The following is a 26,845-nucleotide window of genomic DNA, read 5'->3' as shown; positions in this document are numbered from 1 at the left end:
GCCACCGGTGGGCACGGCGAAATGCTGCGCGCTAGGTTTCTCGGGTGCAGCCCCACTCTGATTCCGGTTCCGAATGGGCGGTGTGCGTCTACTGCGCCTCCGGCCCGCGTCATCCCGAATTGCTCGACCTGGCTCGCCGGGTGGGTGCGGGGATCGCCGCGCGCGGCTGGACCCTGGTCTCCGGCGGCGGCAACGTCTCGGCGATGGGGGCGGTGGCCGACGGCGCCCGCCACGGCGGCGGCAAGACCGTCGGCGTTATCCCCAAGGCGCTGGTACACCGCGAGTTGGCCGACGTCGACGCCGACGAACTCATCGTCACCGACACCATGCGGCAACGTAAACAGGTGATGGAGGACCGCAGCAACGCGTTCATCACGCTGCCCGGCGGAATCGGCACGCTCGAGGAACTTTTCGAAACCTGGACAGCTGGGTACCTGGGAATGCATGACAAGCCGGTGGTGCTGCTCGACCCCGCCGGCCACTATGACGGCCTGCGGAAATGGCTGGCATCCCTGGTCGACACCGGCTACGTCGCACCTGCGGCGCTCGACCGGCTCCTGGTGGCCGACGACGTCGACACCGCGCTGGATCTCTGCTCCGGCGGCCGCGGCTAGGCTGGCCGGCACCCCCAACCACGAAAGAGGTGGCGCACGTGTCCGGTGACGACGCTGGTTCGCACAAACACTCGGTCGGGCTGCTCGACCTGGCGACCCGGTTGCCATCGGTGGTGATGGACGCCCCCGTGATCGTGCGCGGCGCGCTGACCGGGCTGCTGGCCCTGCCCACCTCGAAGGCCTCGATCGGCAAGGTGTTCCAGGATCGTGCGGCCCGCTACGGCGACCGGGTCTTCATCCGGTTCGGTGCCCAGAAGGTCACCTATCGGGAGGCCAACGCGACCGCCAACCGCTACGCAGCGGTGTTGGCGGACAAGGGAGTTCGCCGCGGCGACGTGGTCGGGATCATGCTGCGCAACTCGCCCGACGCGGTGCTGATGATGCTGGCTGCGGTCAAGTGCGGTGCGGTAGCCGGGATGCTGAACTATCACCAGCGCTCAGATGTGTTGGCGCACAGCATCGGACTGCTCGAGGCCACGGTGGTGGTGGCCGAGTCCGACCTGATCGAGCCGATCACCGACAGCGGCGCGCAGGTCGCCCAGTTGATGACCATCGAGGAGATGCGCGAGCAGGCCACCGGCAAGCCGACCGGTAATCCGGCATCGGCCGCCGAGGTGCAGGCGCGCGACACCGCCTTCTACATCTTCACCTCGGGGACCACCGGGCATCCGAAGGCCAGCGTGATGACGCACCACCGCTGGCTGCGGGCACTGGCCGCGTTCGGCGGGCTGGGCCTGCGGCTCAAGAGCGACGACACCCTGTACTGCCCGCTGCCGCTCTACCACAACAACGCGCTCACGGTCGCGGTGTCGTCGGTGATCAACGCCGGCGGCACCCTGGCGCTGGGCAAGTCGTTCTCGGCATCGCGGTTCTGGGACGAGGTCATCGAGATGGAGGCCACCGCCTTCATCTACATCGGCGAGGTGTGCCGGTATCTGCTCAACCAGCCGGCCAAGGACACCGACCGGGCGCACAAGATCAGGGTGATCGCCGGCAACGGACTGCGCCCGGAGATCTGGGAGGAGTTCACCCGCCGGTTCGGCATCGGCCGGGTGGCCGAGTTCTACGCCGCCAGCGAGGGCAACGCGGCGTTCATCAACATCTTCAACATCCCGAAGACCACCGGCATCAGCCCGCTGCCGCTGGCCTATGTCGAGTACGACGCGGAGACCGGCGAGCCGGTGCGCGACGAGAACGGCCGGGTGCGCAAGGTGCCGGCCGGTAAGCCCGGTCTGCTGCTGAGCCCGGTGACCAAGCTGGCACCGTTCGACGGCTACACCGACAAGGCGGCCAGTGAGAAGAAACTGGTGCGCAACGCCTTCAAGGAGGGCGACGTCTGGTTCAACACCGGCGACGTGATGAACCCGCAGGGCATGGGGCACGCCGCGTTCTCCGACCGGCTCGGGGACACCTTCCGGTGGAAGGGCGAGAACGTCGCCACCACCCAGGTCGAGGGTGCCCTGGGGGAGGACGGGAACGTCGAGGAGGCGACGGTCTTCGGCGTCGAGGTACCCGACACCGGCGGACGGGCCGGGATGGCGGCGGTCAAGCTGCGCGAGGGTGCCCAGTTCGACGGCAAGGCGCTGGCCGCGACGCTGTACGGCACGTTGCCCGGCTACGCGGTGCCGCTGTTCGTGCGGGTGGTGGAGTCCCTGGAGACCACCTCGACGTTCAAGAGCCGCAAGGTGGACCTGCGCAAGCAGGGCTACGGCGAGGATGTCAGCGACCCGTTATACGTGTTGAACGGCCGTGAGGAGGGCTACGTGCCGTTTTACGACTCGTACCCGGCCGAAGTCGCCGCAGGTCAGCGACCTAAGGGCTGACCTGCGGGTTCGCCGAAACGTCGGTTTCGCCGAGGAATCGCGAGTGGGGCACACCATTTCGTCGATCTCGGCGTGACCAGGCACCATGGTGGGGTGAAGTCGACGTTCTGCGGACGGCCGGTGGCCGGTGATCGCGCCCTGATCATGGCGATTCTGAACCGCACCCCCGACTCGTTCTACGACCGGGGCGCGACGTTCACCGACGAGGCCGCCAAGGCCGCTGCCTACCGGGTGATCTCCGAAGGCGCCGACGTCGTGGATGTCGGCGGTGTCAAGGCCGGTCCGGGCACCCTGGTCGACGCCGACGAGGAGGTCGCCCGCGTCGTGCCGTTCATCGAGTGGCTGCGCGCGGAGTTCCCCGACCAGCTGATCAGTGTGGATACCTGGCGCGCCTCGGTGGCCAAGCAGGCCTGCGCGGCCGGCGCGGACCTGATCAACGACACCTGGGCCGGTGCGGACCCAGGCTTGCCCGAGGTGGCCGCCGAGTTCGGGGCCGGGCTGGTGTGCTCGCACACCGGCGGTGCGGTGCCGCGGACGCGGCCGTTCCGGGTCAACTACGGCACGACGGTCACCGGCGTGCTCGACGACGTCATCGCCGAAGTGACCGCGGCCGCCGAACACGCCGTCGCCGTGGGGGTGGCCCGCGACTCGATCCTGATCGACCCGACGCACGATTTCGGCAAGAACACTTACCACGGCCTTACTTTGTTGCGTCATGTGAACGATCTCGTTAAGACCGGATGGCCCGTCCTGATGGCGCTGAGCAACAAGGATTTCGTCGGGGAGACTCTGGGTACGGAGTTGACCGAACGGCTGGAGGGGACACTGGCGGCAACGGCGCTCGCCGCCGCCGACGGTGCCCGGATGTTCCGGGTGCACGAGGTGGGTCCCACCCGCCGTGTTCTGGAGATGGTTGCGTCGATCCGGGGGGATCGTCCACCGACGCGCACGGTGAGGGGACTGCAATGACTGATCTCGCGGCCAATGACACGCTTCCCGGTGATACCTGGCTCGCCGACCACAGCTGGTCGCGCCCGACCTGGACGGTCGAGGAGTTGGTGGTCGCCAAGCGGGGCCGCACCATCTCCGTGGTGCTGCCCGCCCTGAACGAGGAAGAGACCGTCGGATCGGTCATCAAGACCATCAGACCGATGCTGGGCACGCTCGTCGACGAACTCATCGTGCTCGACTCCGGATCCACCGACGACACCGAGATCGTCGCCGTCGCCGCCGGTGCCCGCGTGGTCAGCCGCGAACAAGCCCTCCCCGAGATCGAGTCGCAGCCCGGTAAGGGCGAGGTGCTGTGGCGCTCGCTGGCCGCCGCCACCGGCGACATCATCGTCTTCGTCGACTCCGACCTGATCGACCCAGACCCGATGTTCGTACCCCGGCTGGTCGGCCCCATCCTCACCGGCCGGGGGATTCACCTGGTCAAGGGCTTCTATCGGCGTCCACTGACGGTCGGCAAGGGGGAGGACCCCAACGGCGGGGGCCGGGTCACCGAGCTGGTAGCCCGCCCCCTGCTGGCCGCGCTGCGCCCGGAGCTCGGGTGCGTGCTGCAACCGCTGGGCGGGGAGTACGCCGGGACGCGGGAGTTGCTGACCTCGGTGCCGTTCGCGCCCGGCTACGGGGTGGAGATCGGCATCCTGATCGATACCTACGACCGGTTGGGGTTGGATGCGATCGCCCAGGTCAACCTGGGTGTGCGGGCGCACCGCAACCGTCCGCTGACCGACCTTGGGGCGATGAGCAGGCAGGTGATCGCCACTCTGCTGACCCGCTGCGGGATCGCCGACTCCGGGGTGGGGCTGACCCAGTTCCTGCCCGAGGGTGACGAGTACCTGCCGCGCACCACGCAGGTGTCGCTGGCCGACCGGCCGCCGATGAACACCCTGCGCTGAGATCGACGCGACGCAGCCAAAGTTCGAGTACACGCCTGCGGGAGTTCAATCTCGGTGCGGAACTGTCGGCCGGTTAGGGCAATATCGGTGTCGTGACGTTGATCCTGCTGTACCTGGTGGTGCTGATCCTCATCGGCATCGTCCTGTTCGGGGTGGCCAGCCTGGTCTTCGGCCGGGGCGAGGAGCTGCCCCCGCTACCGGCGGCCACCACCGCGACCGTGCTGCCCGCCTCCGGGGTCACCGCCACTGATGTCGAGGCCGTCAAGTTCACCCAGGTGCTGCGCGGCTATAAGACCAGTGAGGTGGACTGGGTGCTCGACCGCCTGGGCGCCGAGCTCGACCAGCTGCGCGCCGAACTGGCCGCGGTGCGCGCTGTCGCGGGCCTCGACGAGCCCGCGGTGACCCATCACGCCGTCGCCGAGGAGGACGCGGTATGAGCGAACCGGATGACGACGGCCGGATCCGCTGCGGCTGGGCCGGCGGGCAAAGCCAGCTCTACCGCGACTATCACGACCAGGAGTGGGGCCGGGAGCTGCGCGGCAGCGTCGCCCTGTTCGAGCGGATGAGCCTCGAGGCGTTCCAGAGCGGCCTGTCGTGGCTCATCATCCTGCGCAAGCGGGACAATTTCCGGGCCGCGTTCGACGGCTTCGACATCGCGACCGTGGCCCGCTACTCCGACCGGGACGTCAGCCGGCTGATGGCCGATGCCGGGATCGTGCGCAACCGCGCCAAGATCGAGGCCACCATCTCCAATGCGCGCGCAGCTGCCGAACTCGACGTTGACCTGTCCGATCTGCTGTGGTCCTACGCACCCCCGGCCCGCCCCCGCCCCGCGACACTGGCCGATGTTCCCGGGCTGTCACCGGAGTCCCAGGCCTTGGCCAAAGACCTCAAAAAGCGGGGTTTCCGGTTCGTCGGACCCACGACCGCGTACGCGTTGATGCAGGCCACCGGCATGGTCGACGATCACGTCCAGTCCTGCTGGGTGCCGGCTGCGGCCGCCTCGACGCGGCGCTGATCACACTCGCAGGCCCGGGTCTGGCACACGCATCCGCTCGGATAAGGAACAATGGGATGTGAAAACAGGCAGTTCCGTGCCAGGACACAGCAAGCCCGGGTGGTCTGGCACCGATCCGGGTCCGTGTTCACGGGCCGGCTCGACTCTGGAGGGAGTACTCGATGGCGGCGATGAAGCCCCGGACTGGCGACGGTCCGCTGGAAGCAACCAAGGAGGGGCGCGGCATCGTGATGCGGGTACCACTGGAGGGCGGTGGCCGACTCGTCGTCGAGCTCACCCCTGAGGAAGCCGCAGCCCTCGGCGACGAGCTCAAGGGCGTCACCAGCTAACAGATTGGTCCATGAAACCCCGCGTGCGCTCGCGGGGTTTCATACTGCCTACGTCGACACCGTGCGGTAGATCTCCAGCGTCTGCTCGGCGATGTGAGCCCACGAGAATTCGGCGATACAGCGCTGCCGCCCCGCCTGTCCATAGCGCTTGGCCCGCTCCGGATCGCCGACCAGGTCGTTGACCGCCTGAGCGATCCGCTCCTCGAAGCCAGCCGCGTCGTCGGCGGCATAGTGCACCAGCGTGCCGGTCACGCCGTCGTCGACCACCTCGGGGATGCCGCCGACGTCAGAGGCCACTACCGCCGTCCCGCAGGCCATCGCCTCCAGGTTCACGATCCCCAGCGGCTCGTACACCGACGGGCATACGAATGCTGTTGCTGCCGAGAGAATCTCGCGAATCTTGCCGATCGGCAGGAACTCCTGCACCCAGAACACGCCGCTGCGCGCGGCGGCCAGCTCCTGCACCGCGCCGCTGACCTCGGCGGCGATCTCCGGGGTGTCGGGCGCCCCGGCGCACAGCACCAGCTGCACTTCGGGATCGAATTGGTGGGCCGCAGCGATCAAGTGCGGCACTCCCTTCTGCCGGGTGATCCGCCCGACGAAGGCCACCATCGGCCGGGTCGGGTCGACGCCGAGCTCGGCCAGCACCGACTCGCCACGTTCGGGCGGCGCCGGGTACCAGACGTCGGTGTCGATCCCGTTCTTCACCACGTGCACCCGGGCGGGGTCCAGGCCGGGATACACCGACAGGACGTCCTCGCGCATTCCCGAACTCACCGCGATCACCGCATCGGCGGCTTCCACGGCGGTTCGCTCCACCCAGAGTGAAACCCGGTAGCCCCCGCCGAGCTGCTCGGCCTTCCACGGCCGCAGCGGTTCCAGTGAGTGTGCGGTCAGCACATGCGGGATGCCGTGCAGCAGCGCGGCGATGTGCCCCGCCATGCCGGTGTACCAGGTGTGCGAATGCGCCACGGTGGCGCCCGCGGCGGCGTTGGCCATCACCAGGTCGGCCGACAAGGTCGACAGCGCCGGGTTGGCACCTTTGAGGGCGGGGTCGGGCTGATGCACGAAAGCACCTGCCCGCGGCGCTCCCATGCAGTGCACGTCGACCTCGCAGAGCCGGCGTAGCTGCGCGACGAGTTCCGTCACGTGCACACCGGCGCCACCGTAAACCTCGGGTGGGTACTCCCGAGTCATCATCGCCACCCGCATGGCACCGACCGTAGTAGGCCCGGGCCCCGAACGCAGCTTTGTTCCTCAACGTGGTTGAGCGCGAGGAGGAATCTCGTTCGGGCGCGACACCAACCCGCAATAGTGCCGATGGCCTAGCCGACTTCGGCAGCTGCCATTAGGTTTACATCATGAGGGAATTGCCACATGTGCTGGGCATCGTCCTGGCCGGCGGGGAGGGCAAGCGTCTGTACCCGCTGACCGCCGACCGAGCCAAGCCGGCGGTTCCCTTCGGCGGTGCCTACCGCCTGATCGACTTCGTGCTCTCGAATCTGGTCAATGCACGCTATCTCCGCATCTGTGTGCTCACCCAGTACAAGTCGCACTCGCTGGACCGCCACATCTCGCAGAACTGGCGGCTGTCCGGTCTTGCCGGTGAATACATCACCCCGGTCCCCGCCCAGCAGCGTCTCGGACCGCGCTGGTACACCGGCTCGGCCGACGCGATCTACCAGTCGATGAACCTCATCTACGACGAGGACCCCGACTACATCGTGGTTTTCGGTGCCGACCACGTGTACCGGATGGACCCCGAGCAGATGTTGAAGTTCCACATCGAGAGCGGTGCCGGTGCGACCGTGGCCGGCATCCGGGTGCCGCGCGCCGAGGCGCACGCGTTCGGCTGCATCGACGCCGACGAGTCCGGCCGCATCAAGAACTTCGTCGAGAAGCCCGCCGACCCGCCGGGCACCCCCGACGACCCGGATCAGACGTTCGTGTCGATGGGCAACTACATCTTCACCACCAAGGTCCTCATCGACGCCATCCGCGCCGACGCCGACGACGACCACTCCGACCACGACATGGGCGGCGACATCATCCCGCGGCTGGTGTCCGACGGGATGGCCGCGGTCTACGACTTCAACAACAACGAGGTGCCCGGCGCCACCGAACGCGACCACGGCTATTGGCGCGACGTCGGCACGCTGGATGCGTTCTACGACGCCCACATGGATCTGGTGTCGGTGCATCCGGTGTTCAACCTGTACAACAAGCGCTGGCCGATCCGCGGCGAGTCGGAGAACCTGGCCCCGGCCAAGTTCGTCAACGGTGGCTCCGCGCAGGAGTCCGTCGTCGGAGCGGGCAGCATCATCTCGGCTGCCTCGGTGCGCAATTCGGTGCTGTCGAGCAACGTGGTGATCGACGATGGCGCCATTGTCGAGGGTTCGGTGCTGATGCCCGGTGTGCGGGTGGGTCGTGGCGCGGTGGTCCGCAAGGCGATCCTGGACAAGAACGTCGTCGTCGGGCCCGGCGAGATGGTCGGGGTCGATCTGGAGAAGGACCGCGAGCGGTTCGCCGTCAGTTCCGGTGGCGTGGTCGCCGTCGGTAAGGGCGTCTGGATTTAGATCCCGCGAGCCGATGTTCCGCTGGGGCCGCCGCCGTTCGGCCGGTTCCGCACCGGCCACCTGTCCGTACTGTCAGGAGCCCCTGGATAGCGACGGCAGCTGCGCGCGCTGCGGTGCCGCGACACCCGCCGCGCCGCCCACCGGGTGGCGGCCGGACCCGACCGCGCGGTTCGAAGGGCGCTACTACGTCACCGGGCGGCCCACCAACCGGGTGCGCAACGGTCGGGCCGAGAGCACCGATCCGGTTGGCGGCCGGATGCTGCCGGGCTATGTCGAGGTACCGACCAGCCGGTCCGGGATCCGCTCGACCTGGCTGGCGACCGGGGCGACGACGCTGATCCTGGTGATGGTCGGCGCCGTCGAGTGGGTGCTGTGGAGCGAAAGTCACCGCCCGCCGCCCGCCCCGGAGGTCGGCTATCTCGACGCGCTCAAGGGTGCGGACCTGATGAGCCAGTTCAATTCCGAGGCCAACGCGATCGCCCACGGCCGGGCGGTGTGCCGTCAGCTCGAGCAGGGCGGCCCGCAGCAGGGGCTGCCTGCCGACAAGATCGCCGTCGACGCGTTCTGCCCCCAGTTCAACACGGGCTTCCGGATTCTCGAATCCGCCACGGTCCCGGGTGTTTTCGTGCTCACCGACAGCATGGGCGCCGACGCGATCAGCACCGACGGGGGGCATTGTTCGGGGGCGAACGGCTACGCCGACGTGGGTGCCAGCACCGCGGTGACGGTGAAGAACGGCACCGGGCAGATCCTGGCCACCACCCAACTCGGGCCCGGCAAGGGCACCACCGCCAGCTGCACGTTCTCGTTCAGTTTCACCATCACCGAGGGTCAGGACCGCTATGTCGTGTCGGTGGGCAGGCGCGGCGAGTTCAGCTACAGCTTCGGTCAGTTGCGGGCCCAGGGCGTGCAGATCCACCTGGGCATGTGAGCGCGGTCAGGCGGCGCGCTTGCGCCGGCGCCGGCGTCGCAGCAGCGATACCGCGCCCCACACCAGCGCCACCATGAGGACCAGGACCAGGGCAGGCAGCAGGATCGCGATAAAGACCAGCCCGACGCTGGTGACGTCTTCGATGGTGCTCAGCACCGGCGCGGCCACACCGGCGGTGGCGACGTTGGCGGCAGGGCGGACCGCGGTTTTGGTCAGGTGCACGACGAGTGCGGTGACGACACCGATCGCGATCGGCACCCACTGCCCGGTGCGGGCGAACTCGCCGGGGTCGGTGACGGCGGCGGTTTGCGCGGCGGTACCGGAGCCGAAGACGATGCCGCCCGAGGTGGGCCGCACGAAGGTCTGCACGGCGTCGTTGATCGAATCGAGCGCGGGGACTTTGTCGGCGACGATCTCGACGAGCAGCAGCACCGCGACGATCCCGATCACCCAGCCGTTCTCCAGCCAGGCCCAGCCGTGCGGCAGGTGGATCAGGTTGGTGAACCGGCCGAGCAGGCCCATCGCCAGCAGCGGGATGTAGGCGTTCAGACCGGCCGCGCTGGCCAGCCCGAATCCGGTCATCAGCTCCACACCGGCCTCCTCACGATGCGATGACGGGCACCAGCAGGTGCGCGTCGTGGGACGGTCCCCAGAACAGGATGACGCGTCCGCGCTTGGCGGTGGGGTAGGCGGCGGGAAACTGTCCGGTCAGCGGGTTGCGCGGTGCCAGCCAGCGGCCGGCGACCACCAGCCGCAACTGTTCACCGGCGCGGAACTGGGTCGCCGAGTCCACCAGAGCCACGTCGACGGGGACGATCTCGCCGGGCCCGACGGGCTGCGGCTCGGTGCACGACGGCACCGGCCGCCACGGCTGCGACTGCTCGGGATCCAGTGCCCGCAGCGACACCCGCTGCCAGCCGGTGGTGACCCGGTCCCGGCCGTAGCCGTAGGAGCCTTCGAAGTCGACGCGGCGACCGTTGCGCCACTTCTCGACGCCGACGAACAGGTCGGCGTCGGGGGCGTCGCGCACCTGCACCCACAGCCGGGCTGCCATCGGGCCGGTGATCTCGGTGTCCTGCGGCAGTGTCCAGGTGAACGATGCTGCGCGGGAGCGGATGGCGAACTCCACGCTGCCCGGCTGGCCGGGTGCCTCGGTGCTCAGTGTGCCCGGCCCGCTCAGGTACAGGCGGCGCCAGTCGGTGCGCTCCAGTGGCCAGCTCAGTTCCTCGCGCACCGATGTGATGGTGGTGCGGTCCTCGCGGACTTCCAATCGCACTGTGCGGGAGGGTCTTTCAGTGCCTTCGCCGTCGAGTGCGGTACGCAGGAACGCGAGCTGGGCTGCCCGCGCCGCTGCCGAGTAATAGGTGGCCCACTTGCCGCCGCGGTGGGTGTAGAGGTGCGCGATCCGCGAGCTGGTCTGTTCGAAAGCGCGGATCGAGCCGCGGCTGTGCAGGTTGTGGTCGGAGAAGCTGCCGCACACCAGCATCGGGACGGTGATGGCCGACAGATCGGGAACCAGGGACTGCCAGAACTCGTCGCGCAGTGGATGCTGGTCGCCCTTGGCGATGATGTCGTAACTCTGCCGGGTGGTGCGCCGAATCCCGGCGGCCCAGAGCCGGATGAATCCCTTCTCCCGAACGCCGCCGGGGAACGCGAGATCGCGGTAGACGTCGGTGAACCCCTCCCACGGGATGATGGCCTTGAGGGCCGGCGGGCGCAGGGCGGCCACGGCGTACTGGCTGATGGCCAGATACGACACCCCCGACATCGTCACCCGCCCGTCGCTCCACGGTTGGGCGGCGCACCACTGCACGATGTCGTAGGTGTCTTCGGCCTCCTGCCGGGACAGCAGGGCCCCGGTGCCCTCGGCGGTGCCGCAGCCACGCAGGTCGGCGTTGACCACGGTGAATCCCTGGGCCACCCACCATGCCGGATCCGGTGCCTCCCAGGAGGTGTAGGCCGAGAAGCTCACCGGGCTCGGTTGGCGCAGCGCCCGATACTGCGGCGAGAATGTCCACCGTCGGTGTTTGCGGATAGGCAGGTCGTCCTTGCCATAGGGGTGTGCGCACAGCAGGACGGGTCGGGGTTTGTCGCCGGGAGGTCGGAAGATGTTGGCCCGCAGGACCGTTCCGTCGCGGGTCGGTACCGCGACATCGCGGTCGACGACGATGTCGGCCGGTGGGTCGGTGACGGTCACGGGTGGGCGCAGGGCGCTGTGCAGCCGGGCCATCGCATAGCGCACCCTGCCGGGTCGCCGCCACGGTGTGTCCAGAGCCCGCGTCACGACGTTCACCCTAGACCGCTCACCAGATCAGCGGTATCAATCGGTAGCGCACGCCTGCCATGTAGTCGCAGTAGCCGGGCAGTTCCTGGCGCAGCATGGTTTCCTCGTCGACGGTGCGGATCACCAGCAGCAGCAGGGACACGATCGCGGGGATCAGGGCCCAGTACGAGCCCAATGCCAGTGGCATGCCGATGATCATGATCACGCTGCCGGAGTACATCGGGTGCCGCACCATGCCGTAGAGCCCGGTGGTCACCAGCTTTTGCTGATCTTCCACCACGATATTGGCTGCGGCGTAACGGTTCTGGTACACCACCAGCATCGCGATCCCGAGGCCGACGGCCACCATGACGGCGCCGAGCACCGCGAGCCACGCGGGCACCTGCGACCAGCCGAAGCGCCGGTCGAGTCCCGATAGCACCAGGATTCCGGCGAAACAGCCGATGATGCCGATGACCACGACCTTCTGGACAAGCCGTGGTTCGGCGGTGGGACCGCCGTGCATCCGCCGTTCGACCACCGCGGGGTCGATCCGGTTCAGGAACAGGATCGGCACCAGCGAGGCGACCGCGAAGACCGCCAGGAACGTCCAGCCCTGCCAGTAGTCCACGGTGCCCGCCGGCCAGAACAGCAGCGCCACGAACACCGCAAGGCTCACCAGCGACGATAGCGTCACCCGCAGTGCGTTCGACATCGTCAACCCCCTATGTCCCGGCGGCGGTACAGCCAGCCCGCGACCGCGGTGAGACCCACCGCGATCGCCCCCATCACCACCAGAGCCACCGCCGAGATCGACGACGGCGCCTGCGTTCGGCCTACCGGCGAGGACTCGATCAGCCAGCGCGGCAACCGGAGCAGTGCCCCGAGGTAGAGCGCCGCCACCACGAACGTAACGGCCAGCCAGCCCAGCACCGGCCGGCGCAACGCCACACCGAGGGCGGCCACCGCGGCGACCACCGCCATCGCGGGCAGGAATGCCAGCCCCGCCAGGGTGAGGCGCACGATGGTGGGTGGGTCGCCCAGCGTCAGCCCCGCGCCGAGCCCGTTGCCTAACCCTGCGCAGACCAGCAGCACCGTGGCGCCCGTGACAGCGGCCCCGACCGCGGACAGCAGCCACGTCCACCGCGACACCGCACCCGCCAGTACGGCTTCGCCGAGCCCGGACTCCTCGTCGCGGCTCAGGCCGACCACCACGCTCACCACATACGCCGTGGTCGCCGCGGCCAGGAACTGTGTCATCGTCGTATAGACGCCGTCGGTGCCCTGCGCCGACAACACCCGCGCGATCAACGGGTTGCCGCGTGCGGCGTCCAACAGCGACTTGGTCATCGACCCGAAAGCCGCACCGGCGAGCAGCAATCCGACCGACCAGCCGATCGTCAGGCCGCGATGGGTCACCATCTGAAGACCGAACACCCCGCCGACCGGGCGTGCGCCGGGATGCTCACCCGAGGACGCCAGCACGCCCTCGTCGTACTGCCGACTGTCTTCCAGAAGTACTGCCACACAGACCAATCCGGCTGCCAAGAGCAGGATCAGGGCGAGCGGCCACCACCGCAGCGCCACGAAGGCTCGCATCTGCTGGGCCCATGCGATGGGGGAGAACCAGCTCAGCGCGCTACCGGAGTGGTCGATCACATCACCGGTGCCGCGCACCAGAACCGCCACGGCCAGGCCCGCCATCGCGGCCGCAGTCGCGGTCCTGGCCTGCCGCCACAGCTGCGCGGTGACCGCGGACACCGCGCCGAAGACCGTCGCCACCGCGGTGACCCCTAGGGACATGGCGGCGGTGTCGACGACGGCGAAACCTGTTGCCGCCATGGCCGCGGTCATCGTCACGGCCAGGGTGGCGTTGACCGCCGCGACCACGATCAGTGCTGCGGCGGTGCGGGCGTGGCGGCCGACACCGCAGGACAGCATCAGTTCGGCCGCACCGCTTTCCTCCTCGGCGCGGGTGTGGCGGATGACGGTGAGGATGGCCAGGATCGAGGCCGCCACGATCAGGGTGAGCATCAACTCGTTGGCCATCATGACGCCCAAGTCGGTCTCGTCACCGCCGAACATGGGGCCGCCGAGCATGATTCCGGCGGGCGTCTTGAGCAGGTTCACCCGGGCCTGCCGGCGTGCTTCGTCGGGATAGGCGAGCTTGATGCCGTTGGGGGCGTACACCATCATCAGCGTCAGCACCGCGATCCACACCGACAGCCGGACCCGGTCACGGCGCAGGGCGAAGCGAGCCAGAGCCGCCACCCCGGTGACCGCCGACGCCGCCGGTGCCGCCTGATGGCGGGTCGCGGTCGATGCCGGGGTCATCGCCCCGCGCCCTGGTATTCGCGCAGGAAGAGGTCTTCCAGCGAGGCGGGCGTCACGGTCAGGTCGACGATGCCCAGCCGGGTCAGCCGTGTCATCGTCGGTTCCAGCTGTTCGCGTTCCACCGAGAAGCGCACCTGCCCGTCGCGGACCTCGGCGTCGTGCACGCCCGGCCAGCCGCGCACCTCGGCCGCCTCGTTTCGGGTGCGGGCGGTGACCGTGGTGCGCATCAGGTGGCGAAGCTGGGCCAGCGGCCCGGACTGCACCGTGCGCCCGGCGCGGATGATCGTGACCGTGTCACACAGCTTCTCGACCTCGGCCAGGATGTGGCTGGACAGCAGGACCGCCGCGCCGCGGTGTGCGACGTCGTCGACGCAGCGCTGAAAGGCCTTCTCCATCAACGGGTCCAGGCCCGAGGTCGGCTCGTCGAGGATGTAGATGTCGGCGTCGGTGGCGAAGGCGGCGACCAGCGCCACCTTCTGCCGGTTGCCTTTGGAGTAGGTCCGGGCCTTCTTGTGCGGGTCCAGCTCGAACCGGTCGATCAGGTCGTCGCGGCGGCGCGGGTCGGCTCCGCCGCGCAGACCGCACAGGAAGTCGATGGCTTGGGCTCCGGTGAGGTTGGGCCACAGTGCCACGTCGCCGGGAACGTAGGCGACGCGGCGGTGCAGGTCGACGGCATCGCGCCAGGGGTCGCGGCCCATTAGTCGCACCGTGCCGCCCTCGGCGCGCAGCAGGCCCAGCAGCACCCGGATGGTGGTGGATTTGCCGGCCCCGTTCGGGCCGAGGAACCCCGCGACCGAGCCGCGGTGGACGGTCAGGTCCAGGCCGTCCAGTGCCCGGGTATGGCCGAATGTCTTGACCAAGCCCGAGATCTCGACTGCAGCTGCGTCAGAGCGGGCTCTCGCCGGTGTCCTCGTCATGGTGCTCTCCTTCGGTGTCCGCCGGTGGATGTTGTAGGGCGGCAAAGGTTTCCAGCATGGTGGAGTCGGTGAGTAGGCCCTCGGTGAACACTTCGAGGGCGGGTACCATCATGTCTGCGCTGTAGTCGCGCAGAACGGCGCGGATGTCGCTGGGGTTGTCGTGCAGCTGCAGGTAGAGCAGGAACGCGCCACCGCCGGCCAGTGCCAGGTACCTGGCGCGCGCTGCGGGGTCCCGGCTCGGGCGCACGGTGCCGGCCTTGACGCCGTCGTCCATATAGCTTTCGACATTGTGAATCATGCTCTGCCACAGATGCTTTGCTAGTTCGCCACCGGTCTGCATGCTGCGCACCAGGTAGGCCATCATCGGCGCGTAGGACTCGATCTCCGCCACCTGGGCCAGCCAGCTGGCGGCATCGGTGCTGCGGATCGCCTGCGACTTCTCGCTGCGGATCTCCTCGGCGATGTAGTCGTCGCAGGCCTGGCGCAGCCCGTCCTTGGAGCCGAAATGGTGGATCACCAGCCCGGGGCTCACCCCGGCGGCCTCGGCGATCGCGCGGACCCCGACGCCGAACCCGCGGGACCCGAACAGCTCGATGGCCGCAGCCCGGATCCGGGCGGCGGTCGTCAAGTCCGCTGAACGCATGTTTAACATGCTAAACACGCGTTCAATCGACGGTCAAGACTCAGCCCGGCGAGCATGCGCGTCAGGACACGGACACGCCGCAGCAGCGTGCAGTTCATGCACGCTCGATCGGCGGAAAGTCAGTCGCGGGCCGCGACCAGGATGCCGTCACCCAGCGGCACCAGCACCGGGGTGAGCCGCTCGTCCTCGGCGATGAGCCGGGCGGCTTCGCGGACCGCGGCGACTTCGGAGTCGTTGGCCGCCGGGTCGCCGGCGCGACCGCCCAGGGCCGCCCGGTGCAGCACGATCACACCGCCGGAGCGCAGCAACCGCACGCCCTCGACCACGAAATCTGCCTGATCATTCGGTGCGGCGTCGATGAACACCAGGTCATAGGACTCGTCGGCCAGCCTGGTCAGCACCTCCTGCGCGCGGCCGGCGATCAGCCGGGTACGCGACGGGCCGATGCCGCCCTCGGAAAACGCCTGCTTGGCGATGCGCTGATGCTCCGGCTCGATGTCGATCGTGGTGAGCACGCCGTCCTCGCGCATCCCGGACAGCAGCCACAGCCCGCTGACTCCGGCGCCGGTACCGACCTCGACGACGGCTTTGCCGCCGGACAGTCGCGCCAGGACGGACAGCAGGGCGCCCACCGCGGGTGTGACGGCGCCCGCACCCGCGTCGACGGCCCGCTCCCGGGCGGCCGCCATGATGGCGTCCTCGGAGATCGAACCCTCTGCGTGCGCAACGATCCGCTCGGCCCGGCTCGGCTCCCGCTGGCCTGAGTCGTCGTCGGTGGTGGCCATTCTCAGCAGCGTAGAGCCAACTCGATCGGTGCGTGGGCAGGCGCGCCCGGCTGGGGCGACGGTGTGGCGGGAGTCTCCGACACGCTGATGCTGGCCGGGTCACAGGAACCTCGCAGGTGCGGCATCAGCCCAGCACACCAAAGGTAACGAAACTATTTCTCATAGCTAGCTCAGTTTGCTCACATCCTCCCCACACCGCGATGGGGAACGGTAGCGGGCATGGAACGCCGGGAACGCTGGTCGGGGAATACGCCCGAAGGCGCTCGTGTTGTGCCGCTTGATGCATTCGACGGCGCCGAGCCGCTCATGCAGATCAACCAGGAGGACCCCACGACCACCACACTGACGGCCCCGACGAGCATGTCGCATCTGGAGCAGATCAGCGACGCCGAGTGGGTTGAACCGTCCGATGACTTGCAGGGCACCGCGGTGTTCGACGCAACGGGCGACCGGGCGGCAATGCCGTCCTGGGACGAGTTGGTGCGCCAGCACGCCGACCGGGTGTACCGGCTGGCCTACCGGTTGTCCGGCAATCAGCAGGATGCCGAGGACCTGACGCAGGAGACCTTCATCCGGGTGTTCCGCTCGGTCCAGAACTACCAGCCCGGCACCTTCGAGGGCTGGCTGCACCGCATCACCACCAACCTGTTCCTCGACATGGTTCGCCGTCGCGGCCGCATCCGGATGGAGGCGCTGCCCGAGGACTACGACCGGGTGCCGGCCGACGAGCCGAACCCCGAGCAGATCTACCACGACTCCCGACTGGGGCCTGACCTGCAGAATGCGCTGGACTCGCTGCCGCCGGAATTCCGCGCCGCGGTGGTGCTGTGCGATATCGAAGGTCTGTCCTACGAGGAGATCGGCGCCACCCTCGGGGTGAAGCTGGGCACCGTGCGCAGCCGTATCCACCGGGGCCGCCAGGCGCTGCGCGACTACCTGGCCACGCACTCCGGCCAGCGCAGCCTGAGCGACTTCTCCGCCGAATCGGCCTGACCCCCACCGGGCCCGGATCGAGCCGGCTATTGGCCCACGTGTCGGTCTTGCCATGTCCTGCGCAGGTTCGCGCGCTACATTCGACCTAGCGCCGCAGAACTTCGATGCGACCAAGGGAGAGGAGCAGGTGATGGTCGACCCCGGACATGTGTTCCGTCGGGCCTTCTCCTGGCTTCCCGCCCAATTCGCCTCGCAGAGCGATGCGCCGGTCGGTGCGCCGCGTCAGTTCGGCTCCACCGAGCACTTGTCGACGGAGGCGATCGCGGCCTATGTCGACGGCGAACTGCGGATGAAGTCCTATCTGCGCGCCGCGCACCATCTGTCGCTGTGTCCGCAGTGCGCTGCCGAGGTCGACGGCCAGAGCCAGGCCCGCGAAGCGTTGCGGGATTCCTGCCCGATCAGCATGCCGAGCAGTTTGTTGGGTCTGCTGTCGCAGATTCCGCACTCCGCCCCCGAAGAACAGGCAGCCCCGACCGCGGGACTCGCCGAGCAGTTAGCTGACGGCACGCCCCGCGGTCGTCGTAAGCGCCGGTAGGGTGGATGTGACAGCGAGCAGCGACGTGCTCGGTCCCGTAGCGCGCGTTCGTTTCTGAGCGCCTGGATAGAGGTTGAACGTGAGCCCCAATCAGGACAGTTCCGGCAGCAGCCCCCGCCTGGCTCCGCGCCCGATCTCGCGTCCCCCGGTCGACCCGCAAGCCACCAGCACCTTCGGCCGCCCCAAGGGCGTCGACGGCTCCTTCGTTGCCGAGGAACTGCGTCCCGCCAAATACCGCGGCGAGGTCGATTTCACGCCGACGAACAAGCCTGCCGACCCGGTGTTGCAGGAGGCGTTCTCCCGGCCGTTCCCCGGCGGTGAGTCGCTGCAGCGTCATCCGGCTGACGCCGGTGCCCTGGACGCTGACACCGAGGGACCCGAGGAGCCCGACGATCCGTGGCGCGACCCGGCGGCCCCGGCCGCGCTGGGCGCTCCCGCCGTCGACCGGCCCGTTGCGGTGGCCGCATCCGGGCCGACTGGCAAGCTCGGCGTGCGCGATGTGCTCTTCGGCGGCAAGGTCTCCTACGTCGCGCTGGCCATCCTCGGCATCACCGCGCTGTTGATCGGCTTGGTCGGCGGCTGGGTGGGCCGCAAGACGGCCGAGGTCGTCGAGGCGTTCACCACCTCCAAGGTGACGCTGTCCACCGACAGCAACAGTGAGGTGCCTGCCGGGCGTTTCGCCAAGGTGGCCGCCTCGGTGGCCGATTCGGTGGTCACCATCGAGTCGGTCAGTGACGACGAGGGCGCGCAGGGCTCGGGCGTGGTAGTCGACGGCCGCGGTTACATCGTCACCAACAACCACGTCATCTCCGATGCCGCCCAGAACCCCAGCAAGTTCAAGACGACCGTGGTGTTCAACGACGGCAAGGTGGTGCCGGCCAACCTCGTCGGCCGCGACCCCAAGACCGACCTCGCCGTCCTCAAGGTCGACAACGTCGACAACCTCACCGTCGCCAAGTTCGGCGACTCCGACAAGGTCCATGTCGGTGACGAGGTGATCGCCGCCGGTGCCCCGCTGGGCCTGCGCAGCACCGTCACCTCGGGCATCATCAGTGCCCTGCACCGGCCGGTGCCGCTCTCCGGTGAGGGTTCGGACACCGACACCGTCATCGACGCCATCCAGACCGACGCCTCGATCAACCACGGCAACTCCGGTGGCCCGCTGATCAATATGAACTCCGAGGTGATCGGCATCAACACGGCTGGAAAGTCGTTGTCGGACAGCGCAAGTGGCCTCGGCTTCGCGATCCCGGTCAACGAGGTCAAGCAGACCGTCGAGACGCTGATCAAGGACGGCAAGATCTCGCACCCGACGCTGGGCCTGTCGGCGCGCTCGGTGAGCAACGACCTCGCCCAGGGTGCGCAGGTGGCCAACGTCAAGGCCGGTGGCCCCGCCGAGAAGGCCGGCATCCTGGAGAACGACGTGGTGGTCAAGGTCGGCGATCGCAAGGTCGCCGACGCCGACGAATTCGTGGTCGCGGTGCGTCAGCTCAAGATCGGTCAGGACGCCCCCATCGAGGTCATGCGGGACGGCCGCAAGGTCGTGCTGACGGTGAACCCCGCACCGGACAACTGACGCCATGTTCGCCAATGTCGGGTGGGGCGAGATGCTCGTGCTCGTGGTCGTCGGACTCGTCGTCCTGGGCCCCGAGCGGCTGCCCGGCGCCATCCGGTGGACGTCGAACACGCTGAAGCAGGCCCGCGACTACATCAGCGGTGCCACCACCCAGCTGCGCGACGACCTCGGCCCCGAGTTCGACGATCTGCGTCAGCCGCTGTCCGAGCTGCAGAAGCTGCGTGGGATGACGCCCCGGGCGGCGTTGACCAAGCACCTGCTCGACGGCGACGATTCCTGGCTCTCCGAGGCGTTCGCGTCGCCGGAGGAGAAGCCGCACAGCGCGCCGCCGCCGTCAGCGGTCACCCCGCCGCCACCGCCCGAGCCCCTGCCTCCGGGCACCCCCGCGCCCTACGACGCCGACGCCACCTAGCGATTTCGGCGCGCGAATCGTCGCTCGGCGACGGCAAACGCGCCGAAATCACAACTCAGAGGTGGCGGGTGGTGTCCAGACCCAGCGACATCCCGGCCAGCCCGCGGCGGCGTTCGGACAGCTTGTCCGCGATACCGCGCAGCTGCGTGCCGGCTGCCGAGTCCGGCGCCGAGAGCACCAGCGGCACACCGGAATCGCCCGCGGCGACCAGAGCCGGGTCCAGCGGAACCTGGCCCAGCAGAGGCACATCCGCGCCGACCGCACGGGACAGCCGTTCGGCGACCTGACGGCCGCCACCCTCCCCGAAGATCTGCATCGTGGTGCCGTCGGGCAGCAGCAGCCCGGACATGTTCTCCACCACGCCGACGATGCGCTGACGGGTCTGCAGGGCGATCGCCCCGGCCCGCTCGGCCACCTCGGCGGCGGCCAGCTGCGGGGTCGTCACGACGATGATCTCCGCGCCCGGAATCAGCTGGGCCACCGAGATGGCCACGTCGCCGGTGCCCGGCGGCAGGTCCAGCAGCAGCACATCCAGGTCGCCCCAGTACACGTCGGCCAGGAACTGCTGCAGCGCCCGGTGCAACATCGGCCCCCGCCACACCACTGGCGCGTTGCCCTGCGTGAACTGGGCGATGGAGATGACCTTCACGTCGTGGGCGATCGGCGGAACGATCATCGACTCGACCTGGGTGGGCCGGTCGTCGGTGCCCATCATGCGCGGCACGGAGTGGCCGTAGATGTCGGCGTCGAGCAGTCCGACCGACAGGCCGCGGGCGGCCAGCGCCGCCGCCAGGTTCACCGTCACGCTCGACTTGCCCACCCCGCCCTTGCCGGAGGCCACCGCATAGACGCGGGTCAGCGACCCCGGCTGGGCGAACGGGATCACCGGCTCGGCGGCATCACCGCGCAGCATCTTGCGCAGTTCGGTGCGTTGGTCGTCGTTCATCACGTCGAGGGTGACGGTGACGGCGCCGGTGCCGGGCACATCGGCGACGGCCCGGGTGACGGTCTCGGTGATCTCGGTCTTCTTCGGGCAGGCCGAGGTGGTCAGGTAGATCTCGACGTGGACAGCGCCGTCGCCGGCGACCGCGACGCTCTTGACCATGTTGAGCTCGGTGATCGGCTTGCGCAGCTCGGGGTCGATGACTTTGCCCAGTGCGGCGCGGACCTGGGATTGCAGCTCAGTGTTCTCGGACATCAGCGCCGAGTCTAGGCGGCTGGCAGCCGTCGGCCCGCTTCGCATCGGGTTGTCGAGTGCGCCGCGCGACCAGGATCGTCGCCAACACCAGCAGACCCATCACCGCGGAGGTGATCACCGAGTTGACGCCGTTGGCGGCGTCAACGGACAACCTGGCGATCACGGCCAGCCGGATACCTACTTCGGCGAGAAGTCCGATGCCCCACATCGCCGACAGCTGGACATGGATCCGCCTGCGCCGGTCGGCCGCCGCGGTGCCCGGGTCGCCGGCGGTCCGGAATCGGTCCGAGACGACCTGGGTCAGCGGTGTGCCCACGACACAGCTGCCCAGGAAGATCAGGCCGCCGATCCCGTTGACCAGGGTGTTGCCGACCAGAATCAATCGGGGATCGGTGGTGACCAGTGCGACGACGAGGCTCAACCCGAATGTCAGCAGCAGGTAAGCGGCGAACGGGTCCAGGCGTCGGGCTCGCACCACGCCATAGATCACCCGAAGTCCCGACACGACGGTCGCCGTCAGCAGCGCGACGTATTCGGACGCCCCCGCCGCGCGCAGGCCGTAGTAGGCGGCCAGTGGCGGCGCCACATCGACCAGGATGGTCTGGAACAGAGGGCGCATGGACGGCCGCTGTGGCTGGTCAGCATCGGTCGCGTCGCCATCGGTCACATCGGCTGACGCTACCGATGCCGGCTGTCGGGATCCTGTGCTAGCTGGCCGGTCCGGGCAGGGCGCCTCGGGCCGGCGGAAGCGGCGCGGCAGGCGCGGCAGGCGCGGCAGGCGCGGATGCTGGAGCCGGCTCAGCTGCCGGTGCGGGCGCCTGCGCCGGGAGCAGCCACGGCGGCTGCCAGGGCTGCGGGGTATCGGCAGGAGTCTCCGGGTTGGCCTCCGGTGCCTGGGGGGCCAGCTGTGAACCCATGCAGATCACCTGGCACGGCTGCTGCGGCAGCATGCCTGCCGGTCCGGGTAGCGGACCGGTGGACAGCTGGCCCGCGGTCTCGGTGTTGCCGAAGGTCATCGGCATCTGCGACAGCGGATCGGTCGACGGCAGGCCGATCGCGTTCAGCGGCATGCCGGGGCCCAGGCCCTCGGGGTTCTCCAGGTGTGCGTCGGCCAGCGCGGGGACCGGCCCGGTGATCGGCGGCAGCGCCACCGGTTCGACACCGGTGGCGTACGCACCGGCCCAGCCCATGACGTTCTGGGCGTAGGCCATCGAGTTGTTGTACCGCAGGATCGCGGTGAGAACCTGCGACTGGTTGCGCAGGTTCAGCCCGCCGCTGCACAGGTAGCGAGCCGCAGCCAGCGCCGCGTCGTAGATGTTCTGCGGGTCGGCTTTGCCGTCGCCGTCGCCGTCGGAGGCGTAGCGCGACCAGGTGCCGGGCAGGAACTGCATCGGCCCCATCGCCCGGGCGTACTCGGCGTGGCCGGCCTGCACGGTCTGCACGATCACCTCGTTGCCGGGCAGCGTGCCGTCCAGCGCGGGTCCGTAGATCGGGGTGACGGCCGTACCGTGGGCATCGGTGGCGCCGCCGTTGGCATGGCCGGACTCGATGCGGCCGATCCCGGCCAGCAGGTTCCAGCTGATCCCGCAGCCCGGGGCGGCCTTGGCCATGATCGACTCGGCGTTGCGGTAGGCGGCCAGCGCGACCGCCGGAATGCGCATGGCGCCAGGGGAATTGACCACGATCGCCGGCGGCGGCGCCGAGACGGTGGCCTCGGCAACCCGGAAGTTGGTGGGCGCTTTGGTCAGCGCGACGACGGTGACGCCGGAGGTGTCCTGCGGTGAGGGTGACACGGCGGCCAGTGGGGTCACATCCGCGCCGTACACCGGCGCGCTCTGGCGCCCGGGGGCGGCGGCGACGGCGCCGGCCAGGACGATCGGTGTGAGCATCGCGATACCGAAAGCAGGGGTCCGCACCACCCTGCCCACGCGGTTACCTATGCCCACTCGTCCGTCCTCAACAGACTCGTCCGTCCTTCACCAGAAAAAATCCGTGCTTGTGAACCAAGTCACCATACATACCTTAGAGACCACAGTGGTATCCAATGGTCACCTTGGTCACGAACCGGATTCCTCGTCCTCGGGCTCGATTACCGGTCGGGCCTTCTTGGCCTTGTCCTTCTTGACCTTGCCGCCGTTGTCGGCTTGAGCCGCTTCCAGCAACTCCCGGATCTCCTCGAGTTCGCGCCGCAGGTAATCGCGGGTGGCCACCTCTCCGACGGCCAGTCGCAACGCCGCGAGTTCGCGAGCCAGGAACTCGGTGTCGGCCTTGGTCTGCTGGGCCCGCCTGCGGTCCTCCTCCAGCGCGACCTTGTCGCGGTTCTCCTGGCGGTTCTGCGCCAGCAGGATCAACGGGGCGGCATAGGCCGCCTGGGTGGAGAACGCCAGGTTCAGCAGGATGAAGGGGTAGGGATCCCAGCGCCACTGCACCGCGAACAGGTTCAGCGCGATCCAGACGATGACGATGATCGTCTGCCAGGCCAGGTAGCGCCCGGTCCCCAGGAACCGGGCGATGGACTCGCTGAACCGGCCGACGGCCTCGGGATCGACGTTGAACGCCAGCCGACGTGAGGTGCGCGGGGTGTCGAGCCGCTGACGTGCCGACAGCTCGCTCACGTCGTCCCCTCCGTGCCCGCCCGCTCGAACCGCGGTTCCTCATAGTCGTCGCGCCAGTCGTGGGGTAGCAGATGGTCGAGGACGTCGTCGACGGTCACCGCCCCGAGCAGATGGTTCTCCTCGTCGACCACCGGTCCGCAGACCAGATTGTAGGCAGCGAAATACCGGGTCAGCGCACCCAGCGAGGTGGTCGGCGTCAGGCTGGGCAGGTCGGTGTCGACGATGCCGCTGACCAGGTTGGCCGGCGGTTCGCGCAGCAGTGCCTGCAGGTGGACGCAACCCAGGTAGCGCCCGGTCGGGGTGGCCGTCGGCGGGCGCACCACGAACACCAGCGAGGACAGCGCCGGGGTCAGGTCCGGGTCGCGCGCCCGGGCCAGCGCTTCGGCGACGGTGGTGTCCGGGGCCAGCACCACGGGTTCGGAGGTCATCAGACCGCCGGCGGTGTCGGGGGAGTGGGCCAGCAGGCGGCGCACCGGCTCGGAGTCCTCCGGGTCCATCCGGCGCAGCAGCACCTCGGCCTCGGTCGGGTTCATCACGCCCAGCAGGTCGGCCGCGTCGTCGGGATCCATCGCCTCGAGTACGTCGGCGGCCCGCTCGGTGTCCAACTGCATCAGCAGTACGGTCTGGTCGTCCTCGGGCAGCTCCTGGAGGATGTCGGCCAGCCGCTCGTCGTCGAGGGCGTTGATCACCTCGGTGCGGCGCTTGGCCGGCAGATCACGCAGCGCGTCGGCCACCTCGATGGGCCGCTGCCCCTCGAACTGGTGCAGGAGCTGGGCCACGCCCTGGCCGGGCATCGCCAGCGCCGAGGGCGTGAGTCCCTGGACGTTCTGCCAGTCGACCACCTGCACGGTGGAGCGGCGGCCCAGTCGGCGCATGCTGCGCACCGCGACGCGGGTCACCAACCAGTCGCGGGTGCGGGTCTGCTCGATGCCGAGGTCGACCACCACCACGTCGATGCCGCCGAGCTGCGGCAGCTCCGGGTCGTTGACCCGGACCCGCGAATCCAGCACCTGGCCCAGCACCAGCACCTCGCCTGGCCGTTGGGCGAAGCGGCGCAGCGACACGTTGCCGGTGTTGAGCGTGACGGCGTTGGGTTCGATCGCGGTGACGCGCAGAATGGGAACGAAAATCCTTCTGCGCGTTAGCAATTCGACGACCAGACCGAGCACTCGGGGCTGCTGGCGGACGATGCTCATGCTGATCACGACATCGCGCACGCGACCCAGTGATTCCCCGTCCGGACCGAGGACCGCCATACCTGCCAGCCGCGCCGCGTAGACCCTGTTCACCGACGCCATGCATCAAAGAGTAGGAGTGTAGGCGTGGACAACGCGTATCGACCCCGCAGAACGTGCCTCTCGGTTCCCGGCAGCAGCCCCAAGATGATCGAGAAGGCCAAGGGCCTGGCCGCTGACGAGGTGTTCCTGGACCTCGAGGATGCCGTCGCACCAGATGCCAAGGCGCAGGCCCGCACCCAGGTCGCCGCGGCGCTGGCCGGCCCCGGCTGGGCGGGTCAGTTGCGCGGCGTACGGGTCAACGACTGGACCACACCGTGGACGCACAGCGACGTCATCGACGTGGTGTCGGCGGCCGGCGCGCACCTCGACGTGATCGTGCTGCCGAAGGTGACCGACGCCAGCCACGTCCACGCCCTGGACCTGTTGCTCACCCAGCTCGAACTCACCCACGGATTGCCGGTCGGGCGCATCGGGATCGACGCCCAGATCGAGGACGCCAAAGGGTTGCGCAATATCGACGAGATCGCCGCCGCGCCCCGGGTGCAGGCCCTGGTGCTCGGGCCGGCCGATCTGATGGCGAGCCTGAACATGCGCACCCTGGTGGTCGGGGAGCAGCCCGAGGGCTACGACGTCGGCGACGCCTATCACCACGTGCTGATGACGATCCTGATCGCCGCGCGGGCGCATGGGGTGGCCGCCGTCGACGGGCCGTACCTGAAGGTGCGCGACGTCGAGGCGTTCCGCCGCGTCGCCGGCCGCTCGGCAGCGCTGGGCTATGACGGCAAGTGGGTGCTGCACCCGGACCAGATCGCCGCCGGAAACGAGATCTTCAGCCCACGCCAGCAGGAGTACGACCACGCCGAGCTGATCCTCGAGGCCTACGAGTGGCACACCTCGACGGCCGGCGGCGCCCGCGGTGCGGTGATGCTCGGCGACGAGATGATCGACGAGGCCAGCCGCAAGATGGCGCTGGTGATCGCAGGCAAGGGCCGCGCCGCCGGGATGACCCGCGGCGGGCAGCGGTTCGTCCCGCCGGCCTAGAGGTTCTCGTAGGAGCTGGTGCTGGTCACGATGAAGACCATGAACAGCACGTAGAGCAGTGCCAGTGCGACGATGGCCGCGCCGATCGCCACCCCGGCGACGGCCAGGCCGAAGCCGTCCTGCCCGGTGCGCTTGGTCTCGCGCATCGCGACGATGCCCAGGATCACCCCGGCGATCGAGGGCAGACCGCAGAACACCATCCCGGCCAGCGAACAGACCAGCGCGGCGATGGCCTTGCCGTTGGTGCCCGGCGGCTTGAGCGGCCGGTACGGATCGTAGGGGTCACCGGGATAGGGCGGGTACGGATAACCGGCCAGCGGGTATGGCGCCGGGTACACCGGCGGCGGCAGCGGCGGATAGTTCGCCGGGTAGTCGACCGGCGCATACGGGTCCGGCGCGGCGCCCTCGAACGGCGGCGGGGGGTTGGTCATGGGTCAGTTGATCGCGTAGATCATCCAGATCAGGCTGATGACCAGGCTCGCGACACCGACCACGATTCCGGCGACCGCCAGACCGTAGCCACCCTGGCGGGTCTGCTTGATCTGGTTGAGGGCCACCACGCCCAGCACGATGCCGATGATCGAGCCGACACCGCAGAGCAGACCCACCACCGAGGCCACCAGCGAGCCGATCGCCAGGGTGTTGGTGCCGCTGGCCGGGGCCGGGTAGCCGTAGCCGGCACCCGGGTATGGGGGCGCACCGAATTGCTGCGGCGGCGGCGGGGGCGGCGGGTAGCCCGGCTGGGTGTAGTCGCCGGGCGGTGGTCCGGCCGGCGGCGGATAGCCCGGCTGCGGGGGGTAGCTCGGCGGCGGGTAACTGGGCGGTGGGTAGCTCGGCGGCGGGTAGCCGCCCGGTGCCTCATACCCGGTGTAGGCGGGCGGTGAGGGCGGAGCCTCGAATCCCGACGGGGCCTGGCCGGCTTCGATGGGCGGGGCCTCGTAGGCGCCGCCGGGAACCCCGTGTTCGCCCTCGTTCTGCGGCTTTTCGCCGGAGTCGCCGCCGGAAGCTGTCATGCTGTTCAACCTAGCGTATGTGCTGGTGGCGCGGGGCTGGCTCGCCGGGAGTCCGGTAGCGGAAACCATCGTCGTCCGCACGTCGTTGAA

General features: G+C 69.0%; 29 protein-coding genes. 14 read left to right on the top strand and 15 right to left on the bottom strand.

The genetic code is table 11. The features are described from left to right. The first annotated feature begins 44 nt into the window (after nucleotides 1–44). The 7 genes from G6N35_RS12580 (at nucleotide 45) to G6N35_RS12550 (ending at nucleotide 5,685) form a co-directional block, all read left to right on the top strand. A complete protein-coding gene (locus G6N35_RS12580) occupies nucleotides 45–614 on the top strand; it encodes a cytokinin riboside 5'-monophosphate phosphoribohydrolase (protein ID WP_163804550.1) in 570 nt (189 codons plus the stop codon). Between the two features lie 38 nt (nucleotides 615–652). Then, nucleotides 653–2,437, top strand: coding sequence for a long-chain-acyl-CoA synthetase FadD6 (fadD6, locus tag G6N35_RS12575; protein WP_163804549.1), 1,785 nt, complete (start codon nucleotides 653–655; stop codon nucleotides 2,435–2,437). Between the two features lie 93 nt (nucleotides 2,438–2,530). Further along, nucleotides 2,531–3,406 carry a dihydropteroate synthase gene (gene folP / locus G6N35_RS12570; RefSeq protein ID WP_163804548.1) on the top strand — a complete coding sequence of 292 codons (876 nt, stop codon included), beginning with the start codon at nucleotides 2,531–2,533 and terminating at the stop codon, nucleotides 3,404–3,406. Further along, nucleotides 3,403–4,338, top strand: coding sequence for a glucosyl-3-phosphoglycerate synthase (locus G6N35_RS12565; RefSeq protein ID WP_163804547.1), 936 nt, complete (start codon nucleotides 3,403–3,405; stop codon nucleotides 4,336–4,338). Before folP ends, G6N35_RS12565 begins: the two co-directional genes overlap by 4 nt. Before the next feature lie 92 nt (nucleotides 4,339–4,430). Continuing rightward, a complete protein-coding gene (locus G6N35_RS12560) occupies nucleotides 4,431–4,775 on the top strand; it encodes a DivIVA domain-containing protein (RefSeq protein ID WP_163804546.1) in 345 nt (114 codons plus the stop codon). Then, nucleotides 4,772–5,356 (top strand): DNA-3-methyladenine glycosylase I, encoded by a 585-nt coding sequence (locus G6N35_RS12555; protein ID WP_163804545.1) that lies wholly within the window; start codon nucleotides 4,772–4,774, stop codon nucleotides 5,354–5,356. Before G6N35_RS12560 ends, G6N35_RS12555 begins: the two co-directional genes overlap by 4 nt. Before the next feature lie 161 nt (nucleotides 5,357–5,517). Beyond that, nucleotides 5,518–5,685: a DUF3117 domain-containing protein gene (locus tag G6N35_RS12550; protein WP_003931055.1), complete on the top strand. Its 168-nt coding sequence runs from the start codon at nucleotides 5,518–5,520 to the stop codon at nucleotides 5,683–5,685. A gap of 48 nt (nucleotides 5,686–5,733) precedes the next feature. On the opposite strand, the gene glgA is transcribed toward G6N35_RS12550, so the two are convergent. Next, nucleotides 5,734–6,897 carry a glycogen synthase gene (gene glgA / locus G6N35_RS12545; RefSeq protein WP_163804544.1) on the bottom strand — a complete coding sequence of 388 codons (1,164 nt, stop codon included), beginning with the start codon at nucleotides 6,895–6,897 and terminating at the stop codon, nucleotides 5,734–5,736. Nucleotides 6,898–7,046: 149 nt separating this feature from the next. Here glgA and glgC point away from each other — a divergent pair, with 149 nt between their 5' ends. After that, entirely contained in the window at nucleotides 7,047–8,261 is a 1,215-nt protein-coding gene (glgC, locus tag G6N35_RS12540) for a glucose-1-phosphate adenylyltransferase (RefSeq protein WP_163804543.1), read from the top strand. 13 nt (nucleotides 8,262–8,274) lie between these two features. Further along, complete coding sequence (locus G6N35_RS12535) at nucleotides 8,275–9,192, top strand: DUF732 domain-containing protein (protein WP_163804542.1); 918 nt, start codon at nucleotides 8,275–8,277, stop codon at nucleotides 9,190–9,192. Between the two features lie 6 nt (nucleotides 9,193–9,198). Here the strand turns inward: G6N35_RS12535 and G6N35_RS12530 are convergent, their stop codons facing one another. From G6N35_RS12530 to G6N35_RS12500, 7 genes are all read right to left on the bottom strand, one after another. Further along, nucleotides 9,199–9,783 carry a DUF4126 domain-containing protein gene (locus G6N35_RS12530; protein WP_163804541.1) on the bottom strand — a complete coding sequence of 195 codons (585 nt, stop codon included), beginning with the start codon at nucleotides 9,781–9,783 and terminating at the stop codon, nucleotides 9,199–9,201. Between the two features lie 10 nt (nucleotides 9,784–9,793). Beyond that, entirely contained in the window at nucleotides 9,794–11,422 is a 1,629-nt protein-coding gene (locus G6N35_RS12525; protein ID WP_163807645.1) for a CocE/NonD family hydrolase, read from the bottom strand. A gap of 73 nt (nucleotides 11,423–11,495) precedes the next feature. Beyond that, complete coding sequence (locus tag G6N35_RS12520; RefSeq protein WP_163804540.1) at nucleotides 11,496–12,170, bottom strand: methyltransferase family protein; 675 nt, start codon at nucleotides 12,168–12,170, stop codon at nucleotides 11,496–11,498. Between the two features lie 2 nt (nucleotides 12,171–12,172). Next, a complete protein-coding gene (locus tag G6N35_RS12515) occupies nucleotides 12,173–13,789 on the bottom strand; it encodes an ABC transporter permease (protein ID WP_163804539.1) in 1,617 nt (538 codons plus the stop codon). Continuing rightward, nucleotides 13,786–14,706 (bottom strand): ABC transporter ATP-binding protein, encoded by a 921-nt coding sequence (locus G6N35_RS12510; RefSeq protein WP_163804538.1) that lies wholly within the window; start codon nucleotides 14,704–14,706, stop codon nucleotides 13,786–13,788. Before G6N35_RS12510 ends, G6N35_RS12515 begins: the two co-directional genes overlap by 4 nt. Beyond that, nucleotides 14,675–15,349: a TetR/AcrR family transcriptional regulator gene (locus G6N35_RS12505; RefSeq protein WP_163804537.1), complete on the bottom strand. Its 675-nt coding sequence runs from the start codon at nucleotides 15,347–15,349 to the stop codon at nucleotides 14,675–14,677. Before G6N35_RS12505 ends, G6N35_RS12510 begins: the two co-directional genes overlap by 32 nt. Nucleotides 15,350–15,468: 119 nt before the next feature. After that, nucleotides 15,469–16,134: an O-methyltransferase gene (locus G6N35_RS12500; RefSeq protein ID WP_163804536.1), complete on the bottom strand. Its 666-nt coding sequence runs from the start codon at nucleotides 16,132–16,134 to the stop codon at nucleotides 15,469–15,471. Between the two features lie 219 nt (nucleotides 16,135–16,353). On the opposite strand from G6N35_RS12500, the gene sigE reads away from it, so the two are divergent. The 4 genes from sigE (at nucleotide 16,354) to tatB (ending at nucleotide 19,650) form a co-directional block, all read left to right on the top strand. Further along, nucleotides 16,354–17,127 carry an RNA polymerase sigma factor SigE gene (gene sigE / locus G6N35_RS12495; RefSeq protein WP_163804535.1) on the top strand — a complete coding sequence of 258 codons (774 nt, stop codon included), beginning with the start codon at nucleotides 16,354–16,356 and terminating at the stop codon, nucleotides 17,125–17,127. 130 nt (nucleotides 17,128–17,257) lie between these two features. Next, entirely contained in the window at nucleotides 17,258–17,662 is a 405-nt protein-coding gene (rseA, locus tag G6N35_RS12490; RefSeq protein ID WP_163804534.1) for an anti-sigma E factor RseA, read from the top strand. Between the two features lie 79 nt (nucleotides 17,663–17,741). Continuing rightward, nucleotides 17,742–19,238 (top strand): serine protease HtrA, encoded by a 1,497-nt coding sequence (htrA, locus tag G6N35_RS12485; RefSeq protein WP_163804533.1) that lies wholly within the window; start codon nucleotides 17,742–17,744, stop codon nucleotides 19,236–19,238. A 4-nt stretch (nucleotides 19,239–19,242) separates the two neighbouring features. Beyond that, complete coding sequence (tatB, locus tag G6N35_RS12480; protein WP_163804532.1) at nucleotides 19,243–19,650, top strand: Sec-independent protein translocase protein TatB; 408 nt, start codon at nucleotides 19,243–19,245, stop codon at nucleotides 19,648–19,650. Nucleotides 19,651–19,705: 55 nt separating this feature from the next. On the opposite strand, the gene G6N35_RS12475 is transcribed toward tatB, so the two are convergent. The 5 genes from G6N35_RS12475 to G6N35_RS12455 all read right to left on the bottom strand — a co-directional run bounded on the left by G6N35_RS12475 (nucleotide 19,706) and on the right by G6N35_RS12455 (nucleotide 24,761). Further along, complete coding sequence (locus G6N35_RS12475; RefSeq protein ID WP_179967351.1) at nucleotides 19,706–20,893, bottom strand: Mrp/NBP35 family ATP-binding protein; 1,188 nt, start codon at nucleotides 20,891–20,893, stop codon at nucleotides 19,706–19,708. Continuing rightward, nucleotides 20,832–21,515 carry a VC0807 family protein gene (locus G6N35_RS12470; RefSeq protein ID WP_163804530.1) on the bottom strand — a complete coding sequence of 228 codons (684 nt, stop codon included), beginning with the start codon at nucleotides 21,513–21,515 and terminating at the stop codon, nucleotides 20,832–20,834. Before G6N35_RS12470 ends, G6N35_RS12475 begins: the two co-directional genes overlap by 62 nt. Nucleotides 21,516–21,555: 40 nt before the next feature. Beyond that, nucleotides 21,556–22,737, bottom strand: a complete 1,182-nt coding sequence (locus G6N35_RS12465) for a lytic transglycosylase domain-containing protein (RefSeq protein ID WP_163807644.1) — start codon at nucleotides 22,735–22,737, stop codon at nucleotides 21,556–21,558. A gap of 168 nt (nucleotides 22,738–22,905) precedes the next feature. Next, nucleotides 22,906–23,463, bottom strand: a complete 558-nt coding sequence (locus tag G6N35_RS12460; protein WP_163804529.1) for a DUF1003 domain-containing protein — start codon at nucleotides 23,461–23,463, stop codon at nucleotides 22,906–22,908. Then, on the bottom strand, nucleotides 23,460–24,761 hold the full coding sequence (locus tag G6N35_RS12455; RefSeq protein ID WP_163804528.1) for a magnesium transporter MgtE N-terminal domain-containing protein: 1,302 nt from the start codon (nucleotides 24,759–24,761) through the stop codon (nucleotides 23,460–23,462). The genes G6N35_RS12460 and G6N35_RS12455 overlap by 4 nt, the downstream gene beginning before the upstream one ends. A gap of 24 nt (nucleotides 24,762–24,785) precedes the next feature. On the opposite strand from G6N35_RS12455, the gene G6N35_RS12450 reads away from it, so the two are divergent. After that, on the top strand, nucleotides 24,786–25,742 hold the full coding sequence (locus G6N35_RS12450) for an HpcH/HpaI aldolase/citrate lyase family protein (RefSeq protein WP_163804527.1): 957 nt from the start codon (nucleotides 24,786–24,788) through the stop codon (nucleotides 25,740–25,742). On the opposite strand, the gene G6N35_RS12445 is transcribed toward G6N35_RS12450, so the two are convergent. Together G6N35_RS12445 and G6N35_RS12440 are read right to left on the bottom strand one after the other, a co-directional pair. Continuing rightward, complete coding sequence (locus G6N35_RS12445) at nucleotides 25,739–26,173, bottom strand: DUF4190 domain-containing protein (protein ID WP_163804526.1); 435 nt, start codon at nucleotides 26,171–26,173, stop codon at nucleotides 25,739–25,741. The genes G6N35_RS12450 and G6N35_RS12445 overlap by 4 nt on opposite strands. Nucleotides 26,174–26,176: 3 nt before the next feature. Beyond that, a complete protein-coding gene (locus G6N35_RS12440; protein WP_163804525.1) occupies nucleotides 26,177–26,755 on the bottom strand; it encodes a DUF4190 domain-containing protein in 579 nt (192 codons plus the stop codon). Nucleotides 26,756–26,845 lie beyond the last annotated feature (90 nt).

The organism is Mycolicibacterium anyangense (assembly GCF_010731855.1).
GTDB lineage: Bacteria > Actinomycetota > Actinomycetes > Mycobacteriales > Mycobacteriaceae > Mycobacterium > Mycobacterium anyangense.
This window is presented reverse-complemented; position numbering and strand designations above follow the sequence as displayed.